The following is a 21,931-nucleotide window of genomic DNA, read 5'->3' on the forward strand; positions in this document are numbered from 1 at the left end:
ATTATCGAATACGTGTGAAAGTTGCATAATGGTCTGTTGTTTTGTAAATGAGCCAGTCACTTGAATACACGAGGCGGTCAGCATTTCGGAAGCCAGAGACGTAGTTGATATCTGCCTCACGCCATGTTCGGCCGCTTGCTGAAGGAAGACGTCCCTCCCGGTTAGAGAAAACATCTCCACCGATGCTTTTACCTGGGGCAACCTCTGCTAGATTTCCCTTTGATGCCACCCATCCAAGAGCACTTGCTTGTGATTTTGTGATGTAGTTATCAGGCAGTCGTTTGTAGCGAATTAAATAATCTGCTACACCATCAAACGTATTAATGACGGCAAGGGTATGAACATCTGATGTAAGTTGAATAGTAGCTGTTTCATTTGTGGCGGTCTGTGTAAGAGGTGTTTCGGCATAGGCTTGCTGCGGAATAAAACCAGAAAACAGAATAGCAGCGATCAGAGCAAACATAGTAAAAACCGAACTGATTTTTTTCATCTTCATCCTCCTATTAAGGAAATCGGATGCTGTCCTCTTGATGCTTGTCTACCTCATATTATAGCACCCGAACATGAAGGAAATGTAAAGAAACAGGTTCTTTGCTAAAATGAGGCTTTTTTCCTGATAACCTTCTGATGAAATAAATAAAAAGACGCAGCTCCGAATCCTGCGTCTTTTCCGATTAAGATGAAGCAAGCTCCTTCACAATATCAACAGGGGCTTTGCCATCAATTCCATGAATCACATTATGAATGGCTCGTTTCAGCATAAGATCCCGTGTTGTTTCAGTAGCAGAACCGATGTGAGGAGCAAGGGTGACATTGTTCATTTCTTTGAAAGGATGATTCTCCTGAAGCGGTTCCTGCTCAAACACATCAAGACCTGCGCCTTTGATCCATCCCTCCTGAAGCGCTTGAATGAGGCTTTTTTCATCCACTGTTTTCCCGCGTGAGATGTTTACAAATAAAGCCGTTTGCTTCATTAACTTCAATTCCCGTTCTCCAATCATATGATACGTTTCATTGGTCAGCGGTGTAATCAACACAATGATATCGGCTTGCTTTAGCAGGTCATCAAGTGTGCAATATAAAGCGCCATATGCTGATTCAGCCTTTTCATTCCGGCTGCGGTTATGATACAGGACGTTCATATCAAAACCATGTGCGGCTCGTTTGGCTACTTGCTCTCCGATTCGTCCCATGCCAATAATGCCAAGCGTTTGATGATGGACATCGATGCCAAAGATATCTTCTTCCTGTACAAATTTCGTCCATTTCCCCTCGCGGATAAAACGATCAAGCTCGGCAATTCTTCGCGCAGAGGAAAGAATGAGTGAAAATGCAAGGTCAGCAACAGTATGATCGAGTGTATGAGGCGTGTGTGTACCAATTACGCCTCTTTGCCTCATCAATTCTATATCGAAATTGTCATAGCCAACAGAGTTATTGCTCACTACTTTGAGTTTTGGTGCGTGATCTAATAGCTCTTGATCGATTTTCGTTCCAGACGTTAAAAGACCATCAGCATGCTGCAGTTTTTGAAATAAAGTATCTTTTGGAATGGGGTCTTTGGATTGCCACACCTCGTATGTACAATGTTCCTTTAGTATTTCCTCAAATGAAGCAGGTAATGGTTTGGCGACAAAAATGTGTGGTTTCACTGTCAACTCGCTCCTTTCACATGATCATCTTACTCCTTTTATTATAAAGCAACCATTTCGGCTGAACACGTTTGAAGGTTATCTGCTCAATATTTAATATACTAAAATAACGGAAAAGAGAGACATTTTCTTAGTGAAAAAGTATATTCATATGCCATCTGATCCATTTTTTACATCGATAAGAGTCAGCTAATGGGAGATGTGACATATGAAAAAGCCTGATTTTCTGAGAGATTATCTGACAAACTGGAAAATAGATCGAGATTTTTTGATAGAAAAATGATTATATTTGAAACGTATTAAACGGGAAGGTCGTTTTCTACTAAACCATTTCATCGTCTTTTGGCGATCTGAGAACGATAGATTGAAAGGAAGACCGCGTCTCCCTTACGTTGAAGCGGAAAATAGAGAAAATGATGACTTTTTTTCTCATCGTTTTCTCATTTTTTTCTTTTTTTTCTATCATTTTTCTTCTCTATGCTTGAGAACACACGAAAGAAAAGGGGGACAGGCAGGGACTTACGTGACTTATAAAAAGATGGGAGATGGCAAGATGGGATCAAAATTAGAACAGATTCTTCAGCACAATTCAGAGTTCGTACAAGAGAGACATTATGAGCCTTACAAAGCGGGGAAATTTCCCGAAAAGAAACTGGTCATATTAACTTGTATGGATACACGTCTTTTGGAATTATTGCCGCAATCCATGGGGCTGCGCAACGGTGATGCCAAGATCATTAAAAATGCGGGCGCCATTGTAACTCATCCGTTCGGCAGTGTGATGAGGAGTATTCTACTAGCCATCTATGAGCTAAAGGCAGAAGAGGTATGCATTGTAGGACATCATGAATGCGGAATGGCAGGTCTTGCGGCAGATCCTTTACTTGAAAAGGCGAAAGCACGCGGCATTGAAGAGAAATGTTTGAGCATTGTGAAAAACTCAGGAGTTGATTTAAAGGGGTGGCTGACAGGCTTTGATTCGGTTGAAGAGAGCGTGTCCCAAAGTGTGAAATTGGTCAAAGAGCATCCATTGATGCCAAGTGATGTGGCTGTTCATGGACTAGTCATTCATCCAGCAACGGGAAAGCTGGATGTTGTTGTGAAAGATAAACAGATTGACGCGCAGTATACCTAAATCATCTACACATACTTGAAGGAGGCCAACACATACCATGCGTTTTTATGGAAGATTTGAAGGATATGATTCATCAAAGTTTAGACGCGATTTAATCGCTGGGCTTGTCGTGGGCGTTGTGGCAATTCCTTTAGGCATGGCTTTTGCCATTGCATCTGGTGTCGGACCAGAATATGGATTATACACAGTCATCGTTGCCGGCATTTTGATTTCATTGTTTGGTGGTTCAAAGTATCAGATCGGCGGGCCGACTGGGGCGTTTGTTCCGATTTTATTTGGTATCGTCAGCCAGTATGGTATCGAAAACCTACTCATAGCCGGTTTTATGGCAGGCTGTATGCTTGTATTATTCGGAATATTCAAACTAGGGAAGCTCATGAAATTTATTCCTCGTCCGGTTATCATCGGCTTTACTGCTGGCATTGCTGTCATTATTTTTTCAGGGCAGATTGCCAACTTCCTCGGGTTAAAGGGTGTTGAAAAGCATGAAAGCTTTTTCCTCAATATGAGAGAAATTGTGGTCCATCTCGGTACCGCAAACAGTCTTGCCATCATCACAGCCGTTATTGGGCTCATCGTGATTGTGGCGGCTCAAAAATACATTCCCAAAATACCTGGTGCTCTATTAGGTCTATTGGCTTCAACGTTTCTAGCTGTTCTCTTTTTCCAAGGACAAGTTGAAACGATTGGCTCGGCATATGGGGAAATTCCTCGTCAGCTGCCAAGCTTCGCTTTTCCTGAATTAACGATTGAAAAAATGATATACCTCCTGCCTCCAGCTATTGTCATTGCGCTTTTAGGCGGAGTGGAGTCAATCTTGTCAGCTATGGTTGCTGATAATATGAAAGGCTCAAAGCATGACAGCAATAAGGAGCTTGTCGGACAAGGGATCGCCAATATGGCGGCACCGCTGTTCGGAGGAATTCCGGCGACTGGGGCGATTGCCCGTACGGCAACAAACATCAAAAATGGCGGAGCAAGCCCGATTTCTGGTGTGGTACATGGCGTCGTCGTGCTGCTCATCTTAATGCTATTTGCGCCATATGCGTCGATGATTCCACTTGCTGCGATGGCACCGATTTTAATGTTTGTGGCTTGGAATATGAGTGAGAAAAAAGAGTTTATCAATATTGTAAAAGTGAAAAATGCGGATTCACTTGTACTTGTTGTGACCTTCCTGCTGACGGTCATCGGTGATTTGATTATTGGCGTCACCGCAGGTCTCATTTTAGCATTTATCGCTTTTATCAAAAAAATGAGCCAGACGACCAGCATTCAAACTAATGTTGCGGTTCCCCAAATGGAAACGGCAGCTGCTTTAGAAAAACAGACAGACCAGCGAGGCATCAGTATGTACTCCATTGAAGGGCCGCTGTTTTTCGGAACAACAGATTCATTGGAAAATTCGATTTTGGACCATGTTCAGACAAAGCCAAAAACGCTCATTCTGCTCATGAATAAAGTCAATTATATGGACACATCAGCAGAAGCGGTTCTGATGAATATCTCCAATCGTATAAAGCATCATAATGGAAAGCTGATGATTGTCGGACTTCAATCGCAGCCGAAAGAGCTTTTGCGTCGAACGGGTCTTTTTCATCATATTGGAAAGCAGCATTTCTTTGAACGAACAGATGATATCTCGCCACAGCAGTTATAAGGTGGAAAAAAAGCACGTGACAATGTGGTCACGTGCTTTTCACTTGCTCTATTTCTTCTGAAAAACGCTTTGTGAGTTTCTGTTGATGAGAGGAGAAGACCTCTTCTACTGTGACATCATAGAGATTGGCTAAAATAAGTAGATTCGCTAACACATCACCCATTTCTTCAACGAGTTCTTTCTTCAACTCGGATGATTTTTGTCTTTGCTCATCAGGCCGGTCACGTCCGATTTCTATTGCTCTAACAGCACGAGCGAGTTCTCCCGTTTCTTCCATGAGGAAGCCTAACCGGATAAACGGCCCGTATTTTGTCCAATTTCTCATTTCATAAAAATCCTTGATCCACTTCTCCATCTCCGTTGTTTGCATTTTCTTTATACAGCTCCTTATATGGTGTTTGCCTTTTGATTTTACACTATATATAGATAGATCGGCTGTTTTTTTACAATTAATTATAGTAGAATGAGTGGGGAGAAGAAATCATAGAGAGAGATGGAGCTGTTCTGATGAAAACGATTTGTGTGTTTGCTGGTTCGAATCCAGGCGTGAAGGACGTCTACAAACAAAAGGCTGTAGAGCTGGGGACTTATATGGCAGAGCAAGACATCCGTCTTGTATACGGCGGTTCACGAATTGGATTAATGGGTGCCATTGCAGATGAGGTTTTAAGACAAGGCGGGCAAGTGATTGGGGTCATGCCTAAAGGGCTTTTTAGAGGAGAAGTTGTGCATCAAGAGCTGACAGAATTAATCGAGGTAACAGGAATGCATGAACGAAAAGCGAAAATGAGCGAGCTGGCTGATGGATTTATTGCGATGCCCGGCGGCTTTGGTACATATGAAGAATTATTTGAGGTGCTATGCTGGGCACAAATCGGCATCCACCAAAAGCCAATCGGCTTGTATCAAGTGAATGAGTATTTCAATCCGCTCATTGACATGGTGAAGTTTAGTGTACAGGAAGGTTTTTCGAATGAATCACACCTTCAATTGTTACATGCTTCCAGCGAACCGGAGGAATTAATCACGCAGATGGCTTCTTATCAAACACCATCTCTTCAGCAGAAATGGACAGAGTTGTCTTAAAGCGTTTTTGAATCACAAAAAACCGTCTGTTCAAGGAGCAGACGGTTTGTTTTGTCATATTATTTTTGTTCTTCTGAATTACGGGTCAAGACTTTGTCAATAAGTCCGTATTCAAGTGCTTCTTCCGCTGTTTTGAAGTTGTCACGATCTGTATCGCGCTCAATCACTTCAATTGGCTGACCAGTACGTTCAGCAAGTACTTGGTTCAGTTTATCGCGTAAAGAAAGGATTCGTTTTGCCGCAATTTCAATTTCTGTTGCTTGACCTTGGGCACCACCTAGTGGTTGGTGAATCATGACTTCACTGTTTGGAAGGGCATAACGCTTACCTTTTTCACCAGCAGCAAGCAGGAACGCACCCATAGATGCAGCCATACCAATACAAATGGTTGATACCTTTGGTTTAATAAATTGCATCGTATCGTAAATGGCCATACCAGCTGTGATCGAACCGCCAGGGCTGTTAATGTAGATAGAAATATCTTTTTCTGGATCTTCAGCTTCTAAGAAAAGCAGCTGTGACACGATGGAGTTGGCAACATTGTCATCGATCGCAGAACCAAGCATGATAATACGGTCTTTTAAAAGACGAGAATAAATGTCGTAAGCTCTTTCCCCACGATTTGTTTGCTCAATGACTGTAGGTATTAAATTCATAATGTTCCTCCTTCACCTTTTAGGTAAGTATGTAATTCAATGATACATTTTTGGTCAATAAAGGTCAAACAAAACGCTGACCTAAATTCAAATACCCCTATCCATTTTCCCCAAACTCATTCCACTTCAAACCATCATATTAGTCTATGTATCCAAAAGAAGAAAATACATGTTCAGGACTGATGATTAATCATTGCTTTCTTGCAGCATTTCCCTTATAATTTGATATGCTGACGTTCAAAAACATATCGTGCGCTCGTAGCTCAGTTGGATAGAGCGGTGGTTTCCGGTACCACGTCTGCCGGGGGTTCGAATCCCTCCGAGCGCGTACTTGATCTTGTTCACGATCGATAAAGGTCCAATGAAACCCTCTCCTTTGAGAGGGTTTTCAGATTGTTGACAAAGGGCTAAAATGATCTTTATTTTAGCCCTTTGTCTTCTTTTCAGCATGATAGAAAACCTTTGAAGTCTAGGAAGGACGAGCACCGAAGCGGATCGAATTTAACATTCGTGAGCATCGGCGCACAGGACTGACACCGAATGCGAGGGTTTGTCTACACGCTGAAACCCTCTCCTTTGAGAGGGTTTTTTCGTTTACACATATATATCCTTCACTTTTAAAATTTTTCATTTATGACTAGCCATTTATGCTATAATTAATAATCATTCTCAATTAAAGGTGGTTTCACTAGTGAAAAAATTAATTTGGCTGGTCAGTCTGCTGGCATTATTATTAGTGGCATGCGGGCAGAAAGAGAATAAAGAGCAAGCAGCAAGTACACGTACATATACAACTGAAACGGGTGAAAAGATCACCATTCCCGCCAAGCCGAAGCGTGTTGTTGTGTTAACAGCACAGCTTGGAAATTTTAAAAAGTTAGGTGTGACACCTGTTGGCATGACAGATGTTTACCCAGAATCGTCGTTTTTAGATGAATCAGGTGTGAAGCGTGTACCGATCGAAAATGTGGAGGCGATTGCCAAGCTAAAGCCTGATTTGATCATTGCATATTCCCAAAACGAACAGATTGAAAAGTATAAAAAGATTGCCAAAACGATCACGTTTACGACAAGTGAACACAGCTTCAAAGAGATGCATATTGAAATCGGAAAGATTCTTGGAAAAGAAGCGTTAGCGAAAAAACAAATACAAGAAATGGACGAGCAGCTGAAGAAAGACGGCAAAGAGGTCAAAGCAAAAATTGGTGATGACAAGACGTTCTCCATTATGGACGTGCAGCCAAAGCAAGTTTACTTATTTGGTACAGACTTTGGCCGCGGCGGGGAAGTCATCTATCAAGGCTATGGGTTCAGCTTGCCTGAAAAGGCAGAAAAAGCTCTTCCGAAAGAAGGCTATCTTGGTATTTCATTAGAAGAGATGAACCAGTATACAGGTGACTATTTACTTGTACCCACAAAGGATGGAAAAGCACCGAATCTTGATATCACAAACAGCGGTGTATGGAAAAAGAATCGAGCGGTGAAGCAGGGACATGTTCTTTATTATTCAATCAACGAATTTATCTATGCAGATCCGATCTCAATTGAAAAACAGTCTGCTGCGTTTAAACAAATGCTGCTCAAAAAATAATAGAAAAAAGACAAAGCACATAACATGGGGCTTTGTCTTTTTTCTTCTTGTCATCTCTTAAAATACTGGCCATAAGACTCATTTCTTCCCTTTACAGGCGTATTTGTTGAGCCTGCTGGCTGTATATGATTAACATGGAAGAGAATTGACAATGAGGAGGGATTTCTTGTGGCGAAGATTTTATTGATTACATTTCCAGCTGAAGGGCATGTGAACCCTATGTTAGGGATCATCAAAGCATGGGCGGATCGAGGAGATGAAGTACATGCGGTCACAACTGTACATTATGAGCAGCGAATCAAACGCTTAGGAGCTCACGTACATAAACATCCAGACTATATTCGTACATTACATGTGGATGAAGGAAATCTCGATTCCATGCAGCCGTTCTTTCATGCCATGCTGCAAACATCATTTGATATTTTAGAGGTGGTGGAAACACTTTCTCAGCAGCATTCATTTGATTTTGTCTATTTTGATATGTTTGGGGCAGGAGAGCTTGTTCGAGATTACTTACAAATTCCAGGGATCGGCTCAAACCCATCTTTTGTGCTGCAAGAGGCGCATTTTGATACACCGCTATACAGAAAGGATGAGAAAGCCGATCATCTGTTAGAAAACATACAAGAGCGTTTTGGCGTTCAGCCAACGCGTTTGATGCAATTCATGAAAAACCGCGGAGAGCTCAATATCGTGTATACAAGTGAATATTTCCAGCCGTCTGTCGATGCAGTGAACGACTCGTTTGTTTTCATTGGACCGAGCTTTCTAAAAAGGGCAGATCAGCATGATTTCCCGCTGGAAGCACTTGAGCAAGAAAAAGTCGTCTTTATTTCGATGGGCACAGTTCTTGGGGATACAGAAGCATTTTTTAATATGTGTATTGATGCCTTTGCCGACTTTGACGGAAAAGTGGTGCTCGCAACAGGTGAAAAAGTGGATCGGTCTCTCTTGAAAGAGGCGCCTTCTCATTTTCTGATAGAACCTTATGTACCGCAGCTTGAAGTGCTTGAGCTGACAGATGTGTTTGTGACCCATGGCGGAATGAACAGTGTCAATGAAGGCATTCATTATCACGTTCCGATGGTCGTCATTCCGGTCGACAAAGATCAGCCGATGGTCGCACAAAGACTGACAGAGCTATCTGCTGCCCGTGCACTTGATAAAGATCAGCTGACAGCAAAGCAGCTAAGAGAAACGGTGGAATCTGTTCTGGGAAGTGACACGTACCGTGCTGGGATTGAAAAAATTGAAGAAAGCTTCCAAACAGCAGGTGGAACAGAAAAAGCATTGCGGGTGATCGATCAATTGTTGCAAACGAAACAGACTCAATCGTGAGTCTGTTTTTTTGATAAAAAAAGAGATTGTATTCCCCATTTCTGTATGATATTATTCAATTCGTAATCATTTCGATTAATAATCGTAATGATTACGATAATATAAATTTGGGGGAAGTACATATGAGTGATCAGCCTGTTTACATAAAGAAAAAGCAATCCTATGTAACATACACCTTGATGCTGTTTTCAGTCATGGCATGTTTTTTATTGGCATCATGCTCTGATAATAAAGCATCTTCCAGCATGAATGACAGAGAAGAAGATGAGCTGGTGTATGCAAGTACAAAAGATATAAGGGACATCAATCCCCATTTATATGGTGGAGAGATGGCCGCTCAAAATATGGTGTTTGAATCGCTAGTCGTCAATACAGAGAAAGGCGTTCAGCCTGCCTTAGCGAAAAGCTGGGATATTTCAAAAGATGGAAGGACCTACACCTTTCACCTTCGAAAAGGCGTGACTTTTTCAGATGGCGAGCCTTTTAATGCAAAGGCAGTGAAAATGAACATGGACGCTGTCGTCACAAATATTGAAAAGAACGCTTGGCTTAATCTCGTATCCGAAATCAAATCCACAAAGGCGGTGGATGACGATACATTTGTTCTTACGTTAAAGGAGCCTTATTACCCTACGTTAGAAGAACTGGGCTTAACACGCCCCTTCCGTTTTATTTCTCCAAAAAGCTTCATTGATGGAACGACAGCAAAAGGAGTTCAAAGCTATGCAGGCACAGGTCCTTATGTGCTAAAGGAACATAAAAAAAATCAATTTGCCGTTTTTAAAGCGAATGACCACTACTGGGGGAAAAAGCCAAACATTTCAACAGTAAAGTGGAAAGTCATGCCGGATCACCAAACGATTTTACTTGCCCTGCAAAAAGGAGAGATTGATCTCTTATTTGGAGCAGATGGCGACATGATCGACGGAGACTCATTCCAGGCTTTAAAGGAAGCAGGTCAATACGGTGTGACCGTGAGTCCTCCTGTTGGTTCAAGATCGATCGTCATCAATTCAAACCAGCCAATGACAAAAGATCCGAAAGTCAGAGAAGCGTTTCAATATGCCATTCAAAAAGAGATGATCACAAAAGGCATTTTAAATGGAACGGAACAGGTGGCACATACGCTGCTTGCCCCGTCCGTTCCTTACGCAGATATCCCGCTGAAAAAGAAAACCTATCAAAAAGAGAAAGCAGAGGCATTACTGGATGAGGCAGGCTGGAAGCTGAAAGAAGACGGCTACCGCTATCAAAATGGCAAAAGGCTGAGTGTCGCCATTTACTATAATTCCGATAATGCAGGTGAAAGAACGATAAGTGAATCCATTCAACAAGATTTCAAGCAAGTGGGGATCAAGCTGGATATTAGAGGAGAAGAAAAACAGGCGTTTTTAGATCGCCAAAAAACAGGGAAATTCGATCTGATGTACTCGCTATCGTGGGGACTTCCTTATGATCCACAAACCTATGTTTCTTCGTTCCGTGTAGCATCGCATGCTGATTATCAAGCCCAGTTAGGATTGAAGAAGAAAAAGTGGCTGGACGAGACGATTACGAAAGTATTGGTAGAACCAGATGAGCAAAAGCGGAAACAAATGTATCGAGACATCTTGACGTATATCCATGATGAAAATGTCTACATCCCAATTTCTTATTCTGTGACAAAGGCTGTTTATAATAAGCGCCTGAAAGGCATAGGTTTTCATGTGTCACAGTATGAAATTCCCTTTGACCGTATGTATTTTTCTTCATAAAGCGGAGGCAGAAAGATGACACGCTATCTCTTAAAACGAATATTACTGCTTTTCCCACTCATGATCTTCATCACCTTCTTTGCTTTTGTACTGCTGACGATGCGGGCAAGTGATCCAGCTGAGGTCGCTTTGCGGGTGAATCAAGTCACTCCAACAGAAGACATGATTGAATCGATGCGGCAGGAGCTAGGCTTAGATCAGCCATTTCTTATAAGATATGCCACATGGCTTAAAGATGGATTAACAGGTGATTTTGGCAGGAGTTATGTTACACAAGAGCCAGTTTTTGATCTCATCATGGAGGCGCTGCCTGCCACATTGCAGCTTGCGGGAGCAGCGCTCTTTTTCATCATTGTATTGAGTTTGTTATTCGGAGTGATCTGTGCATATGCTGCTCATACATGGGTGGACCGAGTACTGAGAGCCTTTGTGTTTATCGCTGCTTCAATGCCTAGTTTTTGGTTAGGGATTTTGTTTATTTGGCTTTTTTCTGTCAAATTCAATTGGGTCAATACGAGTGGAATGGAAGGATTCAAATCAATTCTTCTACCAGCTGTCACACTATCACTTGGGTACTTATCAACCTATGTGAGACTGATCCGCAATCAAATCCTGAAATTTCAGCACGAGCCATTTGTTTTTTATGCAAGAGCTCGCGGTTTAAAGGAACGGGCTGTTCAACTGAAAGTGATGAGACATGCACTTCAATTAGCTGTGACAGCACTTGGCATGTCTATCCCAAAACTCATTGCTGGCACAGTTATTATTGAAAATCTTTTTGCTTGGCCAGGGGTTGGCCGGTTGTGTGTAACAGCTATTTTTCATGCCGATTTCCCTATGATTCAAGCCTATTTATTTGTGATGGGGTTCCTTTTTGTTGTGTGTAACCTCATGGCTGATGTTGTGCAAATGACCATGAATCCGCAGTTGCGAAAGGAGGTCTGAGAATGATGATAGGATGGCATCAATTAAGAAAAGACCGTATGGCGGTTGTTTCTATCTGGCTGTTAGTACTTGTCGCTTTAGCAGGACTGCTTGCACCAGTGTTAGCACCACATGATCCAACAGAAACGAACATTCTTCAAAAATATGCCGGCATCAGCCTGACTTATCCGCTCGGAACGGATCAGCTCGGGAGATGCGTATTGTCACGGCTTTTATATGGCATTCGGACTACGATGCTTGCGGCCATGCTGACGATGTGTATCACGATGCTCATTGGCAGCACACTTGGACTCATGGCGGGCTTCTTCCGAGGAAAAGTGGATGGCGTGTTGATGAGACTGTGTGATGTCATGCTCTCCTTCCCAGCAGAAGTAATGATTCTAGCTGTTGTGGGGATACTGGGGCCTGGATTATTCAATATTATTTTGGCGAATGTCCTAGCGAAATGGGCCTGGTATACAAGAATGATTCGTTCGTCCGTTCTGCAGTATGCGAATGAACCTTCTGTTCAGTATGTAAAAGTGTCTGGCGGCTCCCCATTTTACATACTGAGGAAGCATTTATTTCCTCGCATTTCAGGAGAAATTGCTGTCTTTGCGACACTTGATGCGGGCTGGGTCATCTTAAATATATCTGCTCTGTCTTTTCTTGGGTTAGGCGTGAGCGCACCTACACCGGAATGGGGGATGATGCTCAACGAAGCGAAGAATGTCATGGTGACACATCCAGCCCATATGCTTGCGCCTGGACTTGCCATCTTATTTGTGGTCATGGCGCTGAACTTTTTAGGAGACAGCCTTCAGCAGGCCACGACCCCTGCCATGCATCACAACAATCAAAAGGGAGGGAGACCATTTGCCTTTCATCGACGTAAAAAATCTGTCCGTACATGATCCAGTGCAGCAAAAGGATTTAGTGGCGAACATAACGTTCTCCCTACAGCAACAACGTTGTTTAGCTGTTATTGGAGAAAGTGGAAGCGGAAAGTCAACCGTCGCAAAAGCGTTAATTGGCTTGATTCCTTCTTCGCTAGAAGTGGAGGGAGCGATCATGTTTGACGGCGAAACATTGACAACTCAGACAGCTGAGCAGTGGCGAGGCAAACGAATTGGCTTCATCTCACAAGATGCGATGAATGCGTTCAATCCCATCGAAACCATTGGTCATCAAATGATGGAAACGTTCCAGCGTCATTTGGGCTTACAAGGAAAAGAAGGGAAAGCACATGCCATCGCAGGACTTGAGCGTGTTCATTTAAAAAATCCAAATGAATTGTTGAAGCAATATCCTTATGAATTATCTGGCGGTATGCTTCAGCGAGTGATGATTGCGATCACGATGATGCTTTCTCCTGATGTGATCATTGCCGATGAGCCAACGGCGTCGCTTGATGCATATAATCGGCGTGAAGTCATCAGGCAATTACAGAGGCTGAAAGAAGAAACAGGCGCGGCCTTGATCATCATTTCGCATGATTTAGGCGTCGTTCAGGCGATCGCTGACGAGGTGTTGGTGGTGCATCAAGGCGAGATGCTTGAGCATCGCCCAGCTGATAAGGTATTCACATCGCCTGAGCATCCCCAAACGAAGCATTTACTTGAGACGAGGCGCCGATTATCTGCGCCTCTTGAAGCACTGCGGCAGCAGCAGAGAGTGAGGGCATTTCCATGTTGATTACAGCTGATAGCCTCATCAAACATGGAGAGAAGAAAGGTTTCTTCTCTCGACAAATGCAGTCAAAACCACGCATATCAAACGTCTCGTTTGAAATCGAAAAAGGACAATGTGCCGGGTTAGTCGGTGAGAGCGGCAGCGGCAAAAGTACATTGGCAAGAATTCTGCTCGGTTTAGAAAAAATAGATGGCGGCAAGGTACAGATTGATGGAAAGCCAGCTGACACATGGCGAAAGATGAACCGAGGAAAAATGAGTGTTGTCTTTCAGGATTATCGATCTTCTGTTCACCCCTCCTTTACGGTGAAAGAAATCGTTGCTGAGCCTATGCGATTGTTAAAGCAGGAAAAAAATGTGGATCAGAAGGTTTTATCGTTGCTTGAACAAGTCAGACTACCCTCTTCTTTGCTGTATCAATATGCACATCAGCTAAGCGGCGGTCAGCTCCAGCGAGTGTGCATCGCACGAGCCATATCAACGCATCCAGCCATTCTCATACTAGACGAAGTTCTGAGCTCACTGGATGTCTCTGTTCAGGTGCAAATATTGGAGCTGCTCGAGACATTAAAACAAGAGCTAGACATGACCATCCTTATGATTACTCATGATATAGAAGCGGCGGTGTATCTATGTGATCGTCTCCTTTTTTTACATGAAGGAAGCATAGTGGAAGAATGCAAAAAGGATGAACTGCTTGATGCGGTCCATCCATTTACGCTGAAATTAATGGACTCACTTATGCCATTTCAGCTTGACAAAAAATAACCAATCTTTTATCGTATACGTAACAAACGACGGAAGGGTGACCCAATGCAATGAAGTACTAATCCTATGACCTGTAAGCAAAATGAAAAAACGAAGGCAGTGAGCAAACGATTGGTTTGCCATGTTTGCTGCGTTTTCATTTTTTAGCTTCGGAATAGGATGGTACAGCTTGGGAATCAAAGAATGAGGTGATTGATACGGGGGATGTGTGTGTTCAGATAGGAACGCGGCACGTCATCCTGGATTGATCTGCTTATTTTTGTACACCATTTTGCCTCCTATTCTGAGAATGGGAGGCTTTTTCATGTCTCCTGATACGAAAGGAGAGGGTTGGATGTTAGTAAAAGCCAATCAGTTAAAGATTTTTCGAAAAGATCGATTGTTATTTGATATTGAGGAGCTTGCCATCCATCAAGATGACCGCATCGGCCTTGTGGGGACAAATGGCAGCGGGAAAACGACTTTATTGCATGTGCTGGCTGGGCAAGAGAAACCAGACAGTGGCACGTTTGCTGCCACAACGACCTGCACACTGCTTCCTCAGCTGAAACAAGCAGATGGCACACAGAGCGGTGGTGAGATGACCCAGACTTATATTGAAAGCGCGTTAAACCGTCCTTCTGCCCTTTTATTAGCAGATGAACCGACGACTCATTTAGATACAGAGCACATTGAGTGGCTGGAAGAGAAGCTGCATCATTATCAAGGGGCCCTCATTGTCGTTTCACATGATCGTGCTTTTTTAGATGCGGTATGTACGGAGATTTGGGAGCTGGATCATGGACGGCTTAATCAATACAAAGGCAACTACTCGCAATTTGCACAGCAAAAAGAGCTGGCGCATCGTCAGCAGGTGGAAGCGTACGAAGCTTATACACAAAAGAAAAAACAGTTAGAGCATGCGCTTGAAAAGAAAAAGAAAAAAGCCGACAAAGCAACAAAGCCATCCCAAAAGCTGAAATCCTCAGGGCCAAAAATTGCAAAGCCCTACTATGCAAATAAGCAAAAAAAGCTGCAAAAAACAGCCAAATCCATTGAGACAAGGATGGAGAAATTAGAAAAGGTTGAGAAAGTAAAAGACATTCAGCCCATTCAAATGACTCAGCATACAATGAAGGAAGTAGCGAGCCGTACTATTTTGCGAGTGAAAAATGTAGATGGCAAGGCGGGCGATCAATTGCTTTGGAAGCAGGCAAATGTGGAAGTGAGAGGCGGGGACAAAGTCGCCATTATCGGCAAGAATGGGAGCGGGAAAACGACATTTCTCCGAATGCTGGTGAATGGGCATCCCGGAGTGTCTCGCTCAGAAGCTGTCAAGCTCGGCTATTTTCGTCAGGATCTTTCAGGATTGAAGGTAGATGAATCGATTTTACAAAATGCGCTGAAAGAGGCTGTTCAAGATGAGACAGTGGTACGAACGGTTTTAGCGAGACTGGGATTTCGAGGGGATGATGTGCATAAACCTGTTAGGGTGTTAAGCGGGGGAGAACGGGTGAAGACCATGCTTGCGTCCTTGCTTGTCAGTGATGCCAATGTCCTCATGCTGGATGAACCGACAAACTTTCTAGATCTGTCGGCAGTTGAAGCGCTTGAAGGTCTATTGAAGGATTACCCAGGTACCGTTGTGTTTGTTTCCCACGATCGCAGACTGATTGAGGAGGTGGCCACTCGCATTTTCCATGTTCATGAAAAGCGTATTGAAGCATTTGACGGCACATATGAAGCGTATAAACAAAAGGACGACAAACCAGCTGTTACACAAAGAGAAGAGGAGCTTCTTTTAATTGATATGCAGCTGTCTGAAGTGCTCAGCCGTTTAAGTATTGAGCCGTCTCAGGAGCTGGAAGAGACATTTCAAGCATTATTGAAACAAAAGAAGTCTTTGGAGTCATAAAGAAAACCCCTGTGTTTACTGCACAGGGGCTTGTTCATGCCGTTCTTTTGTTAATTGTTCAAGTTCACTTACTGTGACCAGCTGATAGCCTTGTTTGGTGAGCTCATGGATGATCTTCACTGCTGCTTGAGCTGAGCTGTCATAAATATCGTGCATTAACACTGTTCTGCCATCTGCTGCATGTGAGAGAACATGGTTTGTGATCTGCTGACTGTTGCGAATTTTCCAATCCTCTGGATCAACATCCCATAAAGAGACCTTCATCCCAACCGCTTGATTGATGTCTTGATTTGTTCCACCATATGGCGGTCTAAAGTGCGTAGGTGTATACCCGCTCGCTTTCTCAATCAACTGCTGGGTGTCCTTCACTTGTTTCACCGCCTCCTTTAAAGGCAGTCTTGTTAATAAAGGATGACTGTAAGAATGGTTTCCGATTTCATTCCCGCCTTTTAGAATATCTGCAAGCATACTAGGATAATACTGCACCCTGCTGCCTAATACGAAAAAGGTCGCATGTCCTTTATTTGCCTTTAATGCATCTAAAATTTTTGATGTTGTCGCTGGGTTCGGACCATCATCAAATGTGAGGGCGATGGCTTTTTTATTTGGGTCAAGCTTTGATTTTTGCGGCAGCTTGACGGCTTTTCTTTTCGGATTTGGTTCTTTCATTTCATTTTGGTTATTGGTTTTATTCATATATTCTGGCTTTAATATATCTTTCAGCAGCGTCTTTTTAATCGCGAGTGTTTGCGTACCAAGATCCTTGTCGGCTACTTGAGATGCTGGGAAATAAAATTCTACATATTTCTCTTTCAAGGCAAATTGACTGAAGTTTTGAGCAGTAGGGGCTGTTCCTTTCTGAAGGAGAGTCTGATCCTTAGATAAGGTTTTGTCCTTTTGAAGCTCTGAATATGTAATGTAGGATAATTTCTTCAAAAAGTTGGTTTTAGGCAGAAATAAATCTTTTGTGTCAAGAAAGGTTTTTTTCTGAAAATCATAGTTGATCGTGAGATGATTGGTGGTCCCATTTTGCTGACCTGTATAGGTATAAGTCGTAAAGCGAATAGCAGCAGACTGCTTCGCATAATGCACCATATCATAATCAATATTCAGTTCAAAGCGTTTGTTTTCATCGATGTCCTTGGCTTCACTAAACGTCTTTTTGAAATGCTCTAATGCTGAATTGGCGTAGCTTTGAATCTTGTCATCTAGCTGTTTTTGATGAAAAAGAGGATAGTTGACTGCATATCTCATAAATTTCCCGTCATTTACGAGAGTAACGATTTCGACATTTTTATAGTTCGTATCCTGCTTTACATTTTTCTTCTCTGTACCGCTTGCTTGTTGATTTTGAAAGAAAGCAACGACTCCAATGATGATCGCAAGTGCAAATAGGCTGATACTCCATTTTCCCTTTAATGACACAACGTTCAAATCTCCTCTCATGACGGGCCATTCTTTATCAGTTTGACATCTGTTTGTAATATTTTTATAACATTTGACTTACTTTTGTAATTTTAGAGGATGTTCAGGCGGAATGTCAACTATTTTCCTATTAAACTATGAGAAAAAATGATAGGCCATTCCAAACGAGCAAAAGACACCTCATTTTGCTGCCACGCACATACCTTCATTAATTAAAAAATAGGGTGTACATTGATTTTTCAGAGGCAGACGGCTATAATTTTGATGATTATGATTCTCATTTTCAAACTGACTTTTAATGAAGAAAAGGATGACACCGATTTTGCAGGATAAGCGAACACCTCAACAAAAACGATCATCACATATTCTGTTCTTTTTGATATTTTTTCTCGCCGTCATTGGTTTGGCGGCTGCCATGTTTTTGGCTGTGTCATATGGTGCCAAAACATTGTCTCTGCAAACGGTTTGGACAGCTGTATTTGACTATCAGTCAGATGTCACAGAGCAGCAGATCATCCATGAATTAAGACTTCCTCGTGTTTTAGGAGCAGCTCTTGTTGGAGCGGCATTTGCCGTAGCAGGTGCGCTCATGCAGGGCATCACAAGAAACCCGCTGGCAGATGCGGGGATTCTGGGCATTAATGGCGGTGCGATGTTTGTGGTCGCTCTCTGTTTTGCCTTTTTCCCAGAAATGCCTTATTCGGCACTTATGTTTTTTTCCTTTATTGGTGCAGTGCTTAGTACGCTGCTGATCTTTGCGATTGGGGCGGCTGGTGGAGTTTTGACACCGCTGCGCTTAACTGTAGCAGGAGCCGTTGTGGCTGCATTGCTTCATGCGCTTAGCTCTGGGATCGCGATTTATTTTGACTTGAGTCAGGACCTTGCGTTTTGGTATGCAGGCGGTGTGGCTGGTGTGAAATGGCCGCAGCTGACGATTCTTGCCCCAGTCATTCTGATAGTGATCGTATGGGCGATGCTATTAGGGCGTTCACTGTCGCTGCTGTCGCTCGGTGAAGATGTAGCGGCAAATTTAGGGGTGAAAACACGACAAGTGCGAATACTAGGAATGGCAGCTGCCGTATTATTAGCAGGGGTTTCTGTATCAGCAGTCGGATCGATTGGGTTTGTCGGTCTTGTCATCCCGCATATCGCAAGAAAGCTGGTTGGTGTAAACTATCGTTTTGTCATTCCGATGTCGGCGATATTAGGCTCGGTGCTGCTAGTCTTTGCTGACCTTGCCAGCCGCACCGTTAATCCGCCCCGAGAGCTTGCCATTGGCGTGATGGTGGCACTTGTCGGTGTTCCTTTCTTCTTATATATTGCCAGAAAAGAAGGGAGGAACCTGTCATGAGAGAGAAACAGCGGGCTCTTGTCGTGACAGTCGTTTTGCTTTGTTTGACTGCGGCTGTTGTGCTGTATAGCTTAAATACCGGCACGCTGAAACTAAGTCCTCTTGTGGTCGTCAAAACGTTATTCGGCTTTGGGGATTTTCAAAGTGAAACGGTGCTGTTTGACTATCGTCTGCCTCGAATCGTGGTGACGATGCTGGCGGGAATTGGTCTTGGCATTGCGGGCGGCATTTTGCAGAGCTTATCTCGTAACCCGCTGGCCGATCCAGGAATTATTGGACTGAATGCAGGAGCAGCATTTGGCTTAATCGTGTTTGTGACGTATTTCCATGCACTAGAAGGCAATCCATCTCTTCTTATTCCGCTCTTTACATTTGGGGGAGGGCTTCTTGCGGCAGCGGTCATCGTGCTTCTGGCGTATAACCGGCAGGAAGGGCTTGTTCCCATCCGGCTGATCCTAGTAGGAATTGCGGTTGCGGCGGGATTCAGTGCTTTGACGTTATATTTGTCATTGAAGCTGGATGAAGATACTTACACATTTGCTTCAAGATGGCTTGTCGGCAATGTCTGGGGGAGAGACTGGATTCATGTGTTAGCGCTTCTGCCTTGGATTGTATGCCTTGTGCCGCTTACGCTGATGCAGTCAAACACGCTCAATGCATTGACATTAGGAGATGCTGTCGCCTCAAGTGTAGGTGTACGTGTCCAGCGTCAACGTCTCCTTTTGCTGACCTTAGCTGTTGGTTTGGCGAGTGCAAGTGTTTCGATGACAGGCGGTATTGGTTTTATTGGACTTGTCGCCCCGCATTTGGCAAGGCGGCTTGTCGGCTCACTCCATCAGTATTTTTTACCGGTTAGTGCGCTGCTTGGCTTGTTGATTTTGGTCAGTGCCGATACAATAGGACGTTCCATCTTTGCCCCAAATGCCATACCAGCGGGTGTGGTTGTGGCTTTTATTGGCGCACCTTATTTTCTCTATTTATTAACAAAAACGAAATAAACGTGAAAGAGGAACTCATCATGAAAAAATTACTTGTGCTTGGTTTAACGCTCTGTTTCATTATGCTTGCCGCTTGTGGTCAACAGGAAACAAAGAATACAACAACTCAAAATGATCATGGAACACCGAAAATTGCTTCCTTGTCTATCCATTTAACCAATGACTTATTAGCACTCGGTATCAAGCCGGCAGGCTCTGTTGTAGGAGGGGACTTAAAAGATTTCCTTCCACATGCGAAAAAGCAGCTGAGTGGTACGAAGAAGCTGGGCATCGCAGCCGATCCCGATATGGAGTCACTGCTTGCATTACAACCAGATGTCATTTATGTCGATGAAGAACTAGCTGGACAAGACTTATCGAAATATAAGAAAATCGCCAAAACGGAAGTGTTTAATTTAAATGACGGCACTTGGCGTGATCATTTGAAAAAAATCGGCAAGCTCGTCAATAAAGAAAAAGAAGCCGATCAATATATTCAGGATTACAATCAAGAAGCAAAAGAAGTCAAATCGCTCATCAAACAAAAGATTGGAAACGGGAAAGTAATGGCGATCCGTGTGACGGCAAAGGAGCTTCGAGTATTTAGCATGAAGCGCCCAATGGGTCCTATTTTATACGAGGATTTAGGTCTGACACCTGTCGATGGTGTGAAGAAACTGGACAGCAAGCGGCCATTTGAAGTAATTTCTCAAGAGGTTCTTCCTGACTATGATGCAGATGCTATCTTTGTCGTCGTGAATCGTGATGATAAAGCGCAGCAGGCATTCAAGCAATTAGAAAAGACTCCGATTTGGAAGGGTCTAAAAGCCGTGAAGAAAAATCAAGTCTATCCGATTGCCGATCAGCCATGGCTCGATTACTCAGCACTAGGCAATAAAATGGCATTGGATGAAGCAAAAGAGATGTTTTCTACATCAAAATAAAATGAAATCAGGCATCATTCCTTATATGGGAATGATGTCTCTTTTTTTGATCCGGTCTTCTATTCATTCGGTTTTTGCATACATATGAGAGAGAACGAGCAGTACCGCCCGTGAAGGGGAAGAAAGGGAGGGGATACAGTTGAAGGTTCAAAAAATTAGTGCAGGTACAATCGCAAGGCTTGTGCTGCTTTTGCTCGCGCTTGTCAACAGTGCTCTAACCGCTGCGGGAAAAAGCCCAATTCCTATTGATGAAGAAGGTATTCAGCAATTTATCACGTTAGCCTTTCTTGGGATTACATCACTATGGGCCTATTGGAAAAACAATGATATAACGAAAAAAGCACGAACAAAAAAAGAAGAATAAGAGAAAAAAGAGCCTTTTCATGATAAAAGGCTCTTTTTCAGCGAAGCGTCAAACGCCTCTCCCCGCAATTTGACTCTTCCTGAAAGGCTTACGCCCGTCGTTCTCCCATGTTGGCGAGGAATGCTTTTACTTCCTCAATGCTTAAGCCGATAGCTTTCGCCTCACTCATCAGACGCTTCCACTCTGATATATTCGAATCAGTCAGCTTTCTATGAGTGACATGTAACGTCTTTTCTTCCTGCTCCTTTCGGTACGTTTGGAGCAGCTGATAGAGTTCTTCTTTCGGCATGCCGGATTGGACGGCATTGACGATATGCTCCCGCCATTCGTGTTCACCACCCTCAGAGTAATGAAACATCATCGTCTCTGCATCAAACAGCTCTTGTAAATCAATTTCTAGTGAAGAGGATACCTTTTTTAAAAACTGGACAGATGGATTTCTGTGGACACCACGCTCAATTTTACTCAAATACGACTTAGAGACATGGGCATCTTCAGCCAGCTGCTGAATGGAGTATCCTTTCCTCTTTCGGTAAATGCGTATCACCTTTCCTATCATTCTTATCAATGATCTCCCTTCTCCCTGGCGAATCGTACTGCGACCTTTTCGTTCATTATAAGAAATAAATTGTTCTTTATAAAATTCAAAAACGTAAGAAACAGGAAGTAAACAAAAGAAAACGAACGATTTCGTTCTTTAAAAAGAACTATAAGACCTATT

Annotated in this window: 21 protein-coding genes and 1 tRNA gene; 16 read left to right on the plus strand and 6 right to left on the minus strand. The window is 43.1% G+C overall.

Features of this window, described 5'->3' with window-relative positions:
• Position 1: 1 nt before the first annotated feature.
• Both C6Y03_RS06565 and C6Y03_RS06570 read right to left on the minus strand, forming a co-directional pair.
• Positions 2 to 490, minus strand: coding sequence for a ribonuclease (locus C6Y03_RS06565; RefSeq protein ID WP_034660072.1), 489 nt, complete (start codon positions 488 to 490; stop codon positions 2 to 4).
• 184 nt (positions 491 to 674) lie between these two features.
• Positions 675 to 1,652, minus strand: a complete 978-nt coding sequence (locus C6Y03_RS06570; protein ID WP_060597351.1) for a 2-hydroxyacid dehydrogenase — start codon at positions 1,650 to 1,652, stop codon at positions 675 to 677.
• 553 nt (positions 1,653 to 2,205) lie between these two features.
• On the opposite strand from C6Y03_RS06570, the gene C6Y03_RS06580 reads away from it, so the two are divergent.
• Positions 2,206 to 2,787: a beta-class carbonic anhydrase gene (locus C6Y03_RS06580; protein ID WP_034660712.1), complete on the plus strand. Its 582-nt coding sequence runs from the start codon at positions 2,206 to 2,208 to the stop codon at positions 2,785 to 2,787.
• Positions 2,788 to 2,824: 37 nt separating this feature from the next.
• Positions 2,825 to 4,447: a SulP family inorganic anion transporter gene (locus C6Y03_RS06585; protein WP_106039052.1), complete on the plus strand. Its 1,623-nt coding sequence runs from the start codon at positions 2,825 to 2,827 to the stop codon at positions 4,445 to 4,447.
• A 28-nt stretch (positions 4,448 to 4,475) separates the two neighbouring features.
• Here C6Y03_RS06585 and C6Y03_RS06590 read toward each other — a convergent pair whose 3' ends face one another.
• Positions 4,476 to 4,817, minus strand: a complete 342-nt coding sequence (locus C6Y03_RS06590; RefSeq protein WP_034660068.1) for a MazG nucleotide pyrophosphohydrolase domain-containing protein — start codon at positions 4,815 to 4,817, stop codon at positions 4,476 to 4,478.
• Between the two features lie 137 nt (positions 4,818 to 4,954).
• On the opposite strand from C6Y03_RS06590, the gene C6Y03_RS06595 reads away from it, so the two are divergent.
• Positions 4,955 to 5,533, plus strand: a complete 579-nt coding sequence (locus C6Y03_RS06595; protein WP_034660067.1) for an LOG family protein — start codon at positions 4,955 to 4,957, stop codon at positions 5,531 to 5,533.
• 59 nt (positions 5,534 to 5,592) lie between these two features.
• Here the strand turns inward: C6Y03_RS06595 and clpP are convergent, their stop codons facing one another.
• Positions 5,593 to 6,189, minus strand: a complete 597-nt coding sequence (gene clpP / locus C6Y03_RS06600; RefSeq protein WP_034660066.1) for an ATP-dependent Clp endopeptidase proteolytic subunit ClpP — start codon at positions 6,187 to 6,189, stop codon at positions 5,593 to 5,595.
• 252 nt (positions 6,190 to 6,441) lie between these two features.
• Between clpP and C6Y03_RS06605 the strand changes: the two genes are divergently transcribed.
• The 9 genes from C6Y03_RS06605 to abc-f all read left to right on the plus strand — a co-directional run bounded on the left by C6Y03_RS06605 (position 6,442) and on the right by abc-f (position 16,149).
• Positions 6,442 to 6,517, plus strand: a tRNA-Arg gene (locus C6Y03_RS06605).
• A 363-nt stretch (positions 6,518 to 6,880) separates the two neighbouring features.
• Complete coding sequence (locus C6Y03_RS06610) at positions 6,881 to 7,780, plus strand: ABC transporter substrate-binding protein (protein ID WP_106039053.1); 900 nt, start codon at positions 6,881 to 6,883, stop codon at positions 7,778 to 7,780.
• 168 nt (positions 7,781 to 7,948) lie between these two features.
• Entirely contained in the window at positions 7,949 to 9,118 is a 1,170-nt protein-coding gene (locus tag C6Y03_RS06615; RefSeq protein WP_066030336.1) for a macrolide family glycosyltransferase, read from the plus strand.
• Positions 9,119 to 9,240: 122 nt separating this feature from the next.
• Positions 9,241 to 10,872 (plus strand): nickel ABC transporter substrate-binding protein, encoded by a 1,632-nt coding sequence (gene nikA, locus C6Y03_RS06620; RefSeq protein ID WP_106039054.1) that lies wholly within the window; start codon positions 9,241 to 9,243, stop codon positions 10,870 to 10,872.
• 15 nt (positions 10,873 to 10,887) lie between these two features.
• Complete coding sequence (gene opp1B, locus C6Y03_RS06625) at positions 10,888 to 11,817, plus strand: nickel/cobalt ABC transporter permease (protein ID WP_034660061.1); 930 nt, start codon at positions 10,888 to 10,890, stop codon at positions 11,815 to 11,817.
• A gap of 5 nt (positions 11,818 to 11,822) precedes the next feature.
• The gene (gene opp1C, locus C6Y03_RS06630; RefSeq protein ID WP_066031726.1) at positions 11,823 to 12,710 is read left to right on the plus strand and encodes a nickel/cobalt ABC transporter permease; all 888 of its coding nucleotides are present in this window, start codon (positions 11,823 to 11,825) and stop codon (positions 12,708 to 12,710) included.
• A complete protein-coding gene (locus tag C6Y03_RS06635) occupies positions 12,673 to 13,491 on the plus strand; it encodes an ABC transporter ATP-binding protein (protein ID WP_106030528.1) in 819 nt (272 codons plus the stop codon). Before opp1C ends, C6Y03_RS06635 begins: the two co-directional genes overlap by 38 nt.
• A complete protein-coding gene (locus C6Y03_RS06640; protein WP_106039055.1) occupies positions 13,485 to 14,255 on the plus strand; it encodes an ABC transporter ATP-binding protein in 771 nt (256 codons plus the stop codon). Before C6Y03_RS06635 ends, C6Y03_RS06640 begins: the two co-directional genes overlap by 7 nt.
• 334 nt (positions 14,256 to 14,589) lie before the next feature.
• On the plus strand, positions 14,590 to 16,149 hold the full coding sequence (gene abc-f, locus C6Y03_RS06645) for a ribosomal protection-like ABC-F family protein (protein WP_223251432.1): 1,560 nt from the start codon (positions 14,590 to 14,592) through the stop codon (positions 16,147 to 16,149).
• 15 nt (positions 16,150 to 16,164) lie between these two features.
• On the opposite strand, the gene C6Y03_RS06650 is transcribed toward abc-f, so the two are convergent.
• Entirely contained in the window at positions 16,165 to 17,574 is a 1,410-nt protein-coding gene (locus C6Y03_RS06650; protein WP_106039056.1) for a polysaccharide deacetylase family protein, read from the minus strand.
• Positions 17,575 to 17,896: 322 nt separating this feature from the next.
• Here C6Y03_RS06650 and C6Y03_RS06655 point away from each other — a divergent pair, with 322 nt between their 5' ends.
• The 4 genes from C6Y03_RS06655 to C6Y03_RS06670 all read left to right on the plus strand — a co-directional run bounded on the left by C6Y03_RS06655 (position 17,897) and on the right by C6Y03_RS06670 (position 21,210).
• The gene (locus C6Y03_RS06655) at positions 17,897 to 18,925 is read left to right on the plus strand and encodes a FecCD family ABC transporter permease (RefSeq protein WP_181185428.1); all 1,029 of its coding nucleotides are present in this window, start codon (positions 17,897 to 17,899) and stop codon (positions 18,923 to 18,925) included.
• A complete protein-coding gene (locus C6Y03_RS06660) occupies positions 18,922 to 19,923 on the plus strand; it encodes a FecCD family ABC transporter permease (RefSeq protein WP_060597343.1) in 1,002 nt (333 codons plus the stop codon). The genes C6Y03_RS06655 and C6Y03_RS06660 overlap by 4 nt, the downstream gene beginning before the upstream one ends.
• Positions 19,924 to 19,940: 17 nt before the next feature.
• Positions 19,941 to 20,846, plus strand: a complete 906-nt coding sequence (locus tag C6Y03_RS06665; protein WP_060597722.1) for an iron-hydroxamate ABC transporter substrate-binding protein — start codon at positions 19,941 to 19,943, stop codon at positions 20,844 to 20,846.
• Positions 20,847 to 20,985: 139 nt separating this feature from the next.
• Entirely contained in the window at positions 20,986 to 21,210 is a 225-nt protein-coding gene (locus C6Y03_RS06670; RefSeq protein ID WP_034660052.1) for a phage holin, read from the plus strand.
• An 88-nt stretch (positions 21,211 to 21,298) separates the two neighbouring features.
• On the opposite strand, the gene slrR is transcribed toward C6Y03_RS06670, so the two are convergent.
• Positions 21,299 to 21,769: an HTH-type transcriptional regulator SlrR gene (gene slrR / locus C6Y03_RS06675; protein WP_034660051.1), complete on the minus strand. Its 471-nt coding sequence runs from the start codon at positions 21,767 to 21,769 to the stop codon at positions 21,299 to 21,301.
• Positions 21,770 to 21,931 lie beyond the last annotated feature (162 nt).

The organism is Bacillus sp. LNXM65, from assembly GCF_002998575.1.
Taxonomy (GTDB): Bacteria; Bacillota; Bacilli; order Bacillales; family Bacillaceae; genus Bacillus.